This window comes from Actinocorallia sp. B10E7 (assembly GCF_039871655.1).
In the GTDB taxonomy this organism is placed as follows: domain Bacteria; phylum Actinomycetota; class Actinomycetes; order Streptosporangiales; family Streptosporangiaceae; genus Actinocorallia.
The window spans coordinates 97,128-107,851 of record NZ_JBDPLZ010000014.1; the positions used below are offsets into that span (position 1 = coordinate 97,128).

At 68.5% G+C, this 10,724-nt stretch carries 7 protein-coding genes; 3 read left to right on the forward strand and 4 right to left on the reverse strand.

All coding sequences use genetic code 11. The features are described 5' to 3' along the window. Nucleotides 1-54 precede the first annotated feature (54 nt). The gene (gene fxlM, locus ABGB12_RS32190; RefSeq protein ID WP_347683822.1) at nucleotides 55-1,278 is read left to right on the forward strand and encodes a methyltransferase, FxLD system; all 1,224 of its coding nucleotides are present in this window, start codon (nucleotides 55-57) and stop codon (nucleotides 1,276-1,278) included. Between the two features lie 158 nt (nucleotides 1,279-1,436). On the opposite strand, the gene ABGB12_RS32195 is transcribed toward fxlM, so the two are convergent. Next, the gene (locus tag ABGB12_RS32195) at nucleotides 1,437-2,012 is read right to left on the reverse strand and encodes a hypothetical protein (RefSeq protein WP_347683824.1); all 576 of its coding nucleotides are present in this window, start codon (nucleotides 2,010-2,012) and stop codon (nucleotides 1,437-1,439) included. A gap of 390 nt (nucleotides 2,013-2,402) precedes the next feature. On the opposite strand from ABGB12_RS32195, the gene ABGB12_RS32200 reads away from it, so the two are divergent. Continuing rightward, the gene (locus tag ABGB12_RS32200) at nucleotides 2,403-3,056 is read left to right on the forward strand and encodes a Crp/Fnr family transcriptional regulator (RefSeq protein ID WP_347683826.1); all 654 of its coding nucleotides are present in this window, start codon (nucleotides 2,403-2,405) and stop codon (nucleotides 3,054-3,056) included. Between the two features lie 62 nt (nucleotides 3,057-3,118). Next, nucleotides 3,119-3,562 carry a hypothetical protein gene (locus ABGB12_RS32205; RefSeq protein WP_347683827.1) on the forward strand — a complete coding sequence of 148 codons (444 nt, stop codon included), beginning with the start codon at nucleotides 3,119-3,121 and terminating at the stop codon, nucleotides 3,560-3,562. A gap of 12 nt (nucleotides 3,563-3,574) precedes the next feature. Here the strand turns inward: ABGB12_RS32205 and ABGB12_RS32210 are convergent, their stop codons facing one another. From ABGB12_RS32210 to ABGB12_RS32220, 3 genes are read right to left on the reverse strand one after another with little or no spacing between them, the layout of a single operon-like run. Continuing rightward, entirely contained in the window at nucleotides 3,575-4,744 is a 1,170-nt protein-coding gene (locus ABGB12_RS32210) for a hypothetical protein (protein WP_347683828.1), read from the reverse strand. Then, entirely contained in the window at nucleotides 4,744-8,109 is a 3,366-nt protein-coding gene (locus ABGB12_RS32215) for a hypothetical protein (RefSeq protein WP_347683829.1), read from the reverse strand. Before ABGB12_RS32215 ends, ABGB12_RS32210 begins: the two co-directional genes overlap by 1 nt. Beyond that, complete coding sequence (locus tag ABGB12_RS32220; protein WP_347683831.1) at nucleotides 8,099-10,666, reverse strand: hypothetical protein; 2,568 nt, start codon at nucleotides 10,664-10,666, stop codon at nucleotides 8,099-8,101. Before ABGB12_RS32220 ends, ABGB12_RS32215 begins: the two co-directional genes overlap by 11 nt. Nucleotides 10,667-10,724: the final 58 nt, after the last annotated feature.

The window sequence follows — 10,724 nt, forward strand, 5'->3', positions numbered from 1 at the left end:
CCACACGATCGTCACTCTGCGGAACTGTCAGACCACGCGACTAGGGTGTGGCGAGTGACGGCAGACACCCACCGCACCGCATCCGCTGCACGACTCCGCGCCGCGATGGTCGACACATTGCGAAAGCAGGGCTGGATTCGCCGGCCCGAAGTCGCCGCAGCCTTCCTCGCCGTTCCCCGGGAGGTCTTCGGACCGGAGGCACCGACTCTGGAGGCCGCCTACTCGGCCGACGACGTCATCCGCACGCGCTTCAACGACCGGGGGCGGGCCATCAGCTCGGTGAGCGCGCCGTGGCTGCAGGCGGACATGATCGAAGCCGCGCGCGTCCGGGAGGGAATGCGGGTCCTGGAAGTGGGAAGCGGAGGATACAACGCAGCCCTCCTCGACGAGATCGTCGGCGAGACCGGGCACGTGGTCACTGTCGACATCGACCCCTGGGTCACCGAACGAGCCGGCCGGTTCCTCGCTCAGAGCGGCCATGCAGGCGTGACGGTGGTGACCGGTGACGCCGAGCACGCCGCCGACCCCTACGGCCCGTTCGACGCGATACTGGTCACGGTCGGCGCCTGGGACTGCCCGTGGGGAAGGCTGCTCGCGCAGGGCGCCCGCATGGTCGTCCCGCTCGTCTTCTCGACGATCACCCGCTCGATAACGTTCGTCCGCGACGGCGACAGACTCGTGGGCGAGAACCCGACGGTCTGCGGGTTCGTCCCCATGCAGGGCGCCGGCGCCCACCCCGAGGCGGAGGCACTCCTCGCGGACGGTGCGGTACGGCTGACGATCGAGGACGATCCGGGCTTGGACGTCGCCGAACTCGACAAGGCGCTCACCGCCGCCAGGACCGAGTCCTGGACCGGAATCACGGTCGCGGGCAACGAGCCGTTCGACACCCTCAACCTCTGGATCGCGACCGCGGACACGGCCCTCGGCCAGATCTGGAAGGACCCGGCACGCACCTGTGACCTCGCCGAACCCGCCACTCGCTGGCACTGCCCCGCCCTCATCGAGCGTGACGGCTTCGCCTATCTGGCCCTTCGCGAAGTCCCTCCGGTCGGCGACGGTCGAATCCGCTTCGAGTTCGGCGTCTACGGACACGGCCCTCACCGCACCGAACTGACCCGGCGGCTCCACGACCACATCCAGACCTGGAACCACGACCGGCGCCGCCGCCCTGGTCCCGCTTTCACCCTCTACCCGGCCGACGCCCGGGTGCCGACGCCGGCCGTCGGCCGGATCTTCCTCAAGCGCCACACGGCCCTCCTGATGCGGTGGGCCTGACTCGACCTGCCCTGTCACCGGCGAACTTCTGTCCGCAGTCGATGAGGAGATCGAAAAACCGCTCGTCTGGTGGTAGCCCATCTGGTGGGCGATCGGGCGGGTCGGTCTCTTCGGGGGCGGATGACCGGCAAAGGATGCGGTTCCGCCCCCTGCGGACGTCAGACGCGCCTGTAGTGGTGCACGGAGGCGATGGTGGTGTTGGGTCCGTCGGCCTCCAGCACCAGCTTCAGGGTCTTGGAGGTGCAGGTGTACTGGCCGAAGGTCGGGATGAACGGGTCTTCCAGGCCGGCCCGGTAGTTCCTGGCGAGCTTGGCCGTGCCCGTGGGCTGATCGCCTAGGACGCTGGAGATGGTGGCGTTGCCGGTGGCGGTCTTGGGCTTGAGGGTCAGGTTGCCCGTCTTCTTCCCCATGAGGGCGGACTTGAAGGTCAGCTTCTTCTTGAAGACGTCGGTCACGGTGTAGGGGTCGCCTTCCGCGACGCCCTTGGTGACGACCTTCTTGGCGCGGGAGAAGTCGTAGGCGGCCGACTTCCTGGTGATGGTCAGCCGGGTGCCCTCACCGCCCTTGGCGTTGGCGGTGACCTCTTCGATGTGGCTCTTGAACCTGTACTTGGTGAGCTTCCAGGTGCCGACGGCGCAGGAGCCGGCCGCGGCGGAGGCCGGTGCCGGGACGGTGAAGGCCAGGCCGGCGGTCAGGGCGGCGGCCGAAAGCAGCCGGAGAGGGGTGGTGGACAAGTCGGTACTCCTTCGAAACGACCAGCGGCGGGGGCACTGGTGATTCAGATGACCGCCGGAGGCAAGAAGATCGGACGACTTTGGAACACGTCCCACCCGGTGACGTGAGAGGGCTTCTCGTGCCGGCCGGGAACCGGTCGGCGCGGCTCAGCGCTCAGCGGCGCCACCTGGCATGGCGAAGGCTTCTCGGAAAGACCTGTCAGACCACGCCACCATTATTCACTCACGAGCAACGAGACCTCCGACGAGCGAATTACCCAGATGTAGACCGCAGGTGACAACTTGCTAACTAAGCTTTGCACCTCAGCCTTTCTCTCCGCCTCTCCTGCCATGGTTCTCTCTGGGGCAGGTGATGAAGTGAACTCTGAACACTGGCCATCAGGCAGTCTCATGGACTCACTGACGGCCGCGGAGCGTGCGGCTTTCCTCGCCGCCGGAACACGAATGCAGTACGAACACGAAAGCACGCTGATTCTCCAGGGGAACATGGATCGCGAGGTCTATCTTTTGGTCGACGGCTTCGTGCGGGTGACCGCGACCAGCGACACCGGAAACACTGCACTGCTCGCCTTTCGGGCGAAAGGCGATCTTGTTGGCGAGTTCTCGGTACTCGACGAAAAACCCCGAAGCGCCACGGTGGAGGCCGTCGGTGCCCTTGTCGCGGTCCGCATCAGCGAGGTCCGTTTCTGGCGCCTCCTGAACGAGGCCCCGGGCATACACCACAAGATCACAAAAAGTGTTCTCCTCAAAATGCGGATGGCCACCGGGCACCGTGTCGCCAGCCGCGCGCTGGATGCCCGAGGCCGTCTGGCACGCGTTCTTTATGAGCTGAGCAGGCGGCATGGCGTGCCCAAGAAGGAGGGAATCGAGATCACCCTTCCGATCACCCAGTTCGAACTCGGCGCGCTCGCCTCCGTCAGCGAGTCCACCACCGAACGGATACTGAAGGATTTCCGCGAGTCCGGTCTCATCCGGACCCACTACCGCCGCGTCCTCATCCTCAAGACGGAGGAACTGAAGCGGTCCGCTCAGTCCATCGAATGATCTTCCTCCGCTTTCCCCGAGAAAAGGGAGTTCGCCGCGAACCCTCGGTGCATAGTAGGGCAATGATCGAACCGGTGCTCGGGATCCGTCGGCTCTGCCTCGCCCTCGTGGCGGAGAGCGGACCCGGGCGGTTGCGCGGCCTGCTCGGCCCCGCGACCGCCATGGAACGCGTGCTCTGGCTCGCCGACGAACCGACCGCCGGGATCGGCATCTTTCCGCCCGGAATCGACGAGCCCCGCGCCGTCTCCGAGGCCGTCGACGCCGTCCGCAGACTCCCCGGCCTTCGGCTCGTCCTCCACGAGGGCATCGTCACCCTCGACGGTGAGTTCCAGGGACCGGGCATCGAGGACATTCGGGCCCTGGCCGCCCACGCGCTTACCCTCCCCCCGAACACCGTGCTCCTGTCCTCCCGCGTGTACACCGACCTGCGCCGCGTGTCGGCCGCCTCCGGTTACGCCCCCGCCCCGGCCTCCCCTGTCCCCGCCTACCTCGCCGCTTTCCGGTGATCTACGGAAGGATCAGGTGGGGACGTAGGCGACACGGGGGCCCGTGGTCTTCTGATCCTCGGTCTGGACGGCGCCGTGCAGCACCCAGGCGATCTGGCCGGCTTGGATCCCCGGCCGGGTCGCGACGTCCTCGCGGCTGACGCGGACGTTCTTCCCGGATTTCTGGCCGTCCTTCCGCGACGGGTACGGGGCGCTGAGGGGCGGAGCCGTCACGCCGTGCCCGCGCAGCAGGCTTCCCGCGCTTTCCAGGATCCGGTCCCACCAGCTGCCTTCCCGAGGCAAGGGCACCGGAACCACCCCACGGACCGCCTCATCGACGCTGAGCAGGACATCGGCCTTCCTGCCGTCCTGACCGGAGACCGAGCCGAACGCCAGATTCGTCAGCTTGGCATAGTCCTCGATGAGCTCGTCGTCGAAAGCCTCCAGGGTCTCCTTGCCGGCGGAGCCCAGGGAATGGCCGTTGCGGACGGCCGGATCGTGCTTGGCGAACCACAACATGGCCTTCGCCACCCTCTCCAGATAGCCGAATCCGTCCTCTCCGGCCCGGGGCAAGGCCCCGGGATCGGGAACGCCGGGATAGCCGAGCTCCGCCAGCGGAGGCACGAGGAACCCGCCCCCTGCCTGGACCTCGCATTCCGGAAGCCGTGCGGCGGCCTCCGCCGCACGGGCTCGGAGCGCGTCGGCGTCCGCGGACGGCAGCCGCAGCGCGAGCAGATGCAACCTCTCCCACAGGAGCTCCGTATCTGCGGCGTCGGACCCGTTCTCCACAAACACCGGCAGATACGGCCTGGCCACTGGATCCTCGCCGAGCTCCCTCCAGAGCCGGCCCAGCTCGACGGCGAACAGCTCACGCGGTTCGGGTTCCGACAGGGGTACCGATTCTGGCTCCGGTTCGACGGCGACCGACGCGGTCGCCTCCTGCGCGGGCTCCGGCGGTGGCTCCTCCCCCGGAGTGGTCTCAGCCGACGAAGCCCCGGGCTCACCCGGCGCGGCCAGCAGTTCCTCCAGAACGTCGCGCAGCTCGGCGTAGAGTCTCCGGAGCGGGACGTCCCCGAGCCCGTCCTGGTCGTTCACGCCGAGCGTCAGCTCGACGGTCCACTGGATCAGCCGCCGACGCGTCCGGTCCACACCGTGCTCCGCCTCGTCCGCCAGGATCCGGCCCACCGTTTCCGAGAATTCCATCAGTGCCTTCCACTGAACGGGTCGCGGTCCTTATTGAACTCCGGCTTCACGTCTTCCATCTGCACGCGCAGCACGGAACCGGCGTTCCGCTCGAGGTCGCGCAGGGAGTCGGCCTTCCAGTAGGACAGGTTCCCTCGGTGCAGCACCAGGGTCCCCTGCGCGTCGAGGGAGACGACGTACCGGGCGTTGGCGTCGCGGTTCGGCGGGGTGAGGGGCTGCAGCTCCTCCTCCCTGCCGCCGGGCCACCGCAGGAAGAAGTGGTAGTCGTCGTCCTCGGGCGGGCTGAACAGCGTCTCGGAGATACGGCCCGGCCGCGGCTTGAGGTTGGCGTCATCCGACTCCCGGAAGAACTCCCCGAAGTATTCGGTGACGTCGTCGTCGGGCCCCGGCAGCCAAATGGGGAACAGCAGCTGCCTGTCGGAGTCTGCGCAGTCCTTGCGGTACCCCCGTCGCACCCACACCTCTGCGGGCAGTTCACGCAGCCGGTTCTCGATGGGGTTCCAATATTTCTCGGCCAAGTGGTCCTGGATCCGGATCGTGTCGCCGACATGCGCCAGGCACACGTAATGCGGCCGTCCCTGGCACAGGTTGAGGTACGGGGTCAGCATCTCGTCGATCTCCAGCTGCGCCCGCACCAGCGACCGCCCCTTGCCGTGCGCGGTGGCGCTGAACATCTCCTTCCGCACCTCGATCTTCTCCCGGACCGCGTACCGTTCGTAGTTGAACGCGCCCCACCCGATGGATCGGCCGGCCCGCAACGGACGCAGCACCCGGAAGCTCGGCATGAGGTCATACCACCTGTCACTGCGCGCGCCCGTCCGGCCGTCGTCCAGTTCGGTCATCCGGGTTCCCGCCCGCAGCAGCGGCGTCGTGTCCCTGCCCATCAGCGCGAGCACCAGGGAGCATGGCACCGACACCCTCAGGTTGTCCACGTTGACGAACAGCTGGGTCCAGCCCTTGCTCAGTGCCTCCACCGCCGACTCGACGCCTTGGGCTCGGTTGCGCAGTGCCTGGCCCCAGGCAGCCCCGATGGAGGCGGCCTCCTTGGCGAACTGGGTCTCGACGGTAACGGCCGCGCGGTTCCACTCGACGCTGTCGACCTCGAATCCGCCGCCGCGCCGCTCGACCGCCCCGAGTTCGGCCAGGACGACCTGCCTGGTCAACGGCATCATGCTCGTCTTGCCCGACAGGACGACCCGGTCGAGGCGCTCGCCCTTCAGAGTCTCGCCGACCAGCCAGGTCGCGAGCTGGACCGCCTCGGCGAGCACCGGCCGGAGCAACCGGTGCAGGTCGGTAGCGGCCAGCCGCAGACCGTTCTCCGGGACCAGCTGCCCCAGGCTCTCGTCGATCAGGGACGTGACCTGCCGGAGCCGGAACGCCTCGACGGTGTAGGACTCCTGCCCGCCCCCACCGAGATCGATCTTCACATCCTCGGCGAGCTTCCACAGCACGTCGAAGGCCTGCCTCTTGCCGCCGTCGGCCCAGTTGGTGGGCAGCACCGAGTTCAGCCGGTCCCGCAGCGCCGGGGGCGCCGGGACGTCCGCACCGGACTCCAGGAGCACCTCGACGAGCGACTTGGACGCGTCCTGCTCGAGGTCGACGAGCGCCCTGACCCGTTCGCGCTCCGCCGGATGGTCCGTTCCCCGCGCCATCGCGTCAACGAGCGCGGCCTTGATCCAGTAGCAGACCCGGAGCGTGAGGTAGTCGCCTCCGAGCTGGGGGTCCCCGGTCGAGTTCAGCACCTCGGGGCGGACCTCGTAGTAGCGGCCGCGGACCAGGTCGTCGCACTCCGGGTCCGGCTCGGTGCGATCGATGAGCGTCAGCCTGATCAACGCTATGTCGGTGGTGCCCGCGCCAATGTCCAGTACGAGCATGTTCTGCGTCCACGTCGGCGGGTCGTCACCGATCCGCCGCGCGCGGGCACGCAGCGCCCCGACGCCGAACTCGCGCCGGTTGCTGCCGAAGTCCCGCAACAGGAAGAACAGGCCCGCGGCGACGCTCTCGTCGAAGTCGGTGACCGCTACCTCCATCCGCAGCGTCTTCTCGATCAGGTCGCGCAGCCGCTGCCTGGCACCCGGCGGTGTCACCGTCGGATAGGTGACGACCAGTTCCGTGAGGGCCGACGGATGGCCCTCCCTGTCCTCGTGGACGAAGGACTCGGCGCTCTCCACCAGATGTCGGTAGACATGCGCGATGAGGTCGAGACTGTCGGCCTGCCGTCTGTCCCTGCCGGTGCTGTCCGGGACGGGGACGGGCTCCATCAGCCGTGATTTCAGCCCGCGGACCGCCCCGGCGCCGTCCTGACCCATCTCGATGGAGACCGGATGACCGAGTCTGGGAGTGACGACACTGGGAATCTCGTACCGGTCGTTCTCCTTGTCGAACTTGACCCGGTGCAGGAAGTACTCGGCCAGCGGCGGCACGCTGAACGCCTGATCGTGGAGGGTGAGGAGCCTGGGCGCGAGCCAGGCGCGCAGGGCGGGGCCCGCCACTGCCAGCCTGTTCTCCAGGGCCGCGGTCACCGCATCGAGCAGCGGATCGACGCCGACCGACAGCCTGGCCGGCCCCCGCAGCCAGCCGATGATCGTGTCGAGGGGCACCCCGTCGAGTTCCGGATCAGCTCCCGCCAGGTCGCCGGAGAGCAGTCTGAGCTGCGCCTCCCAGGCCTGGCACAGCTCGGGAACATCCTCGGGACCTTTGGCGAGCAGGTCGGCGAGCGCGCCGCGCATCCGGGTCGCCTGCCCGGGGTCGATCACCATGGCGGGTGCGTCGGAGTCGTCGAAGACGGTCACGGTCGAGGATGAGTAGCCGAAGTCGACAGCGGCGAAACCGGCGAATCTCACCCTTCCCTCTAGATTTCGGATGGGCGCGGGGACCCGGACGTGCTGCGTCTCCTCGTCGAGATCCAGAGCCTGCGGCGGCACCGGTGTGCGCGGCGCTATGAATCTCAGGGAGACGTGGGCCTCGCGGGCCGTCGCGACCCGGTCCGGTCCCGCGAACACGTATTTCCAGCTCGCCCGGAGCGTCACAGGACGCCCCGCGGAGGCCTGGAAAGCCGGAATGAGCACGTTCTCGAAGACCATTTTGCCGCCGGACAGCAGCGCCGGCGAGGTCATCCAGCCTACGGACGGCTCAGGCCGCCACGACTCCTCGATCACACGCCGCGCCTGCCCCTGGTCGCCGATGTCGCCGGCGACCTCCACCCGGACCTCCTGCAACTCGAACTGCGCCCCGTGGCCCTCGTCCGTCCTGGCCAGCACCTCGGGCAGCACGTACACGCCTTCGTGCTCATACAGGTCGAACGTCTCGTTGCCCGTGTAGCGGACGTGCTCTCCGCCCGCTTGGAACACCAGGTTAAGCCGCATCGCGTTTCCTCCATTCGTCCAGCAGGCTCCGCAGCGGGCCGCCCTCCCCGCTGTCCTCGCCCTCGAGCTCTCCCATGTCGAAGTCCTGATCGTCGAAGAACATGCGGCGGACCTGGCTCTGGTTTGGCAGGATCTCCCGGAAAGCCGTCTCGAGCATCCGCTGGAGCCGCTTGTGGACGGACTCCAGGTCTGCGATGGCCCGGCGGGTCACCGCGTCGGCCAGCCCGAACGCGAGCTGCCTGCGCAGCCGCAGAACGTAGAGCTGGTGCCGGGCGAACTCGGCGTCCGCATGCTCCGGCGCCTGCGAGTGCCATGGCATCGCGCTCCCCCGGTACAGCGGGAACGCCGCCGCGATCTCCGCGTCGTCCGGGATCCGGTCCGGCGCGGCCCTGGTGAGCAGCTCCGGTTCCGGACGGTCCGGATCGAGCCCCACGAAGATCTCCAGGTCGGCCATCGCCTCCAGCCGCCGCATCCGGACCCTGCTGCTCCGGTCGACCGTCCGCAGCCGCGCCGTCCCCTGTTCGAGGTGCTCACGCAGCTCCGGGTCCTGGAGCCGGTACCGGAGCGGTTCGAGGGACGGGTCGTGCCGCGACACCCAGGAGGCGATGGACTCGCTGATCATCCGGCGGCTCTCCCGGACGGCGACGATGTAGCTGTCGGCGAAAGGCTCGTAGAAGGCATCGGTGGTCTCCTCCGCGTGGGAGCCGACGAACAGGTCGCCGTCATCGTCGTCATCGTCGTCCCACCAGCCGCCCATCCCCTCGCCCTCCTCGTCCATCTCCGGGGGGTGGCTCTTGCGGATGAAGCCGTTCTCCGCCCTCTGCATGATCGCCTGCCACTGCGACCACTCGCTGACGGCGACCAGCGCCTGGTCCCGGATCCAGTCGAGCAGCGGACGGCCGTCTGCCAGCAGGATCACGGTGGGGTCGCGCAGCTCCCGCGCGGCCCGCGATACGGGCTGACAAGCGGCCCGGAAGTCGTCGAACAGGCTCTTCACCACCTCGTAGCCGGCCTGGCGCTCGCTGGGCGGCCGGTTGTCACCGAGGCTCCGTTCGAGCTGCGGCAGCATCCGCTCCAGGATCGCCCTCTCCCGGCGCACGCCCTCGACCTTGTTGACGAGGCCGTGCTCAGCCGCGTGATCCTCGATGAGCCGGCGGAGCGCGCGGACGCCGCCGTCCTTGACGAACTCGGTGAGCACGTCCTTCCAGTGGCCGGGTTCGACGAGCCCGGCGATCGGCTCCCAGCCCTCGGCGGACTTCCGGGACTCCGGGACCGCTTCGGTCAGGCGTTCCTTCTCTTCACCGGTGATCCCGTCCACCGGCATGCCGTAGACGTCGATGCCGCGCACCGCGGACACCAGCGTCATCCGCCGTTCCTGCCGGCCGACCAGGTCGCCGGCGTTGCCCATGAACGAGGTGAGGTCGTGGGACCCGGCGATGAGCTGCTCGAACGTCAGGGACTCGGTGATCCCGGAGGGAAGGTGCACCGCATCGAAGATGTTGCCCACCGCGAGGATCGAACGGCGCAGCTCCGTCTCGTCCCGGCCGTACTGGGCGAGCATCGAGTAGAACTCGTGCGGGATGTCGGTGCCGGGGCGCCGCATCGAGAACACCGTGACGATGGTGTGGACGGAGCGCAGTTCGCTGCGGCTCAGGAACGCGTCCCGCTGGGAGGATCTGGTGGCCGACAGCCCGGGGAAGTCGAGCAGCACGACCTCGTTGCCGCCGGTGAGGCGCTCCAGCGACCAGACCCGCGGATCGACCAGGACCCGGTAGGCCACCCGACGGATCAGTGGGAAGGTGGCGCGCAGCGCCGACAGGTCCGACCTGACCTGGTCCCGATCGACGCCCGGCCGCACGGGCAGCTCGGGGAACTCCTCCGGCAGTTCCCTGTCGGTTCCGAGGTCGAGTGCCTGGCGCACGGTCTTCTCGCCGATCGACACCGACGTGCCCAGCAGGTCCTCGGCGCTCTTGTGCGCGCGGCGGATCTCCAGCAGCTCCATGACGACCTTGCTGATCTTGGGGATGTGGCGGTCGCCGTCCCACAGCTTGCGCGCCCAGGTGACGAACCTGTCCCAGCCCTCGGTGACCGGGTCGTAGTCCCGCATCTCCGAACCGTCGCGGCCGGGCAGCTCCTCGTAGCGCAGCAGCAGCACCTGGATGATGTCCCGGACACAGGCCGAGAGCTCCTGTTCGGTCAGATAGGAGATCTCGGCACTGCCGTCGATCCGGGTCGGCTCCCCGGGCGTACCCGCCCTCAGGTAGAGGGCGGTGACGTTGCCCGTCGTGGCGCGCGACTCGACGGGCAACAGGTCGGGGCAGCCCAGCAGGGTGCCGAGCAGCAGCGACTTGCCGACGCTGTACTCGCCGACGACGCCCAGCGTGATCGGCTCTCCGGCCGCCCGCCGGAGGTGTTTCACCTGCTGCTCCACCCGCTTGCGGAGGTCCTGGACCGCGGGGTGGTCGGGAAAGGTCTCCGCCTGGAGGGCCTCCCAGAGCCGTTTCGCGTCCTCCTGGACCAGCCTGATCTCGTCGTGGTAGTCCGCCTCGTCAGTCACCCGAGCTCCCGCGCGTCGCCGTAGCCGTCCCGTTCAGCGAATCAGTCACGTATGCCGG

Excerpts from the sequence above, each read along its gene's own strand:
- ABGB12_RS32210 (WP_347683828.1), bottom strand. The coding sequence starts at position 4,744 with ATGGAATTCTCGGAAACGGTGGGCCGGATCCTGGCGGACGAGGCGGAG.
- ABGB12_RS32215 (WP_347683829.1), bottom strand. The coding sequence starts at position 8,109 with ATGCGGCTTAACCTGGTGTTCCAAGCGGGCGGAGAGCACGTCCGCTAC.
- ABGB12_RS32200 (WP_347683826.1), top strand. The coding sequence starts at position 2,403 with ATGGACTCACTGACGGCCGCGGAGCGTGCGGCTTTCCTCGCCGCCGGA.
- ABGB12_RS32205 (WP_347683827.1), top strand. The coding sequence starts at position 3,119 with ATGATCGAACCGGTGCTCGGGATCCGTCGGCTCTGCCTCGCCCTCGTG.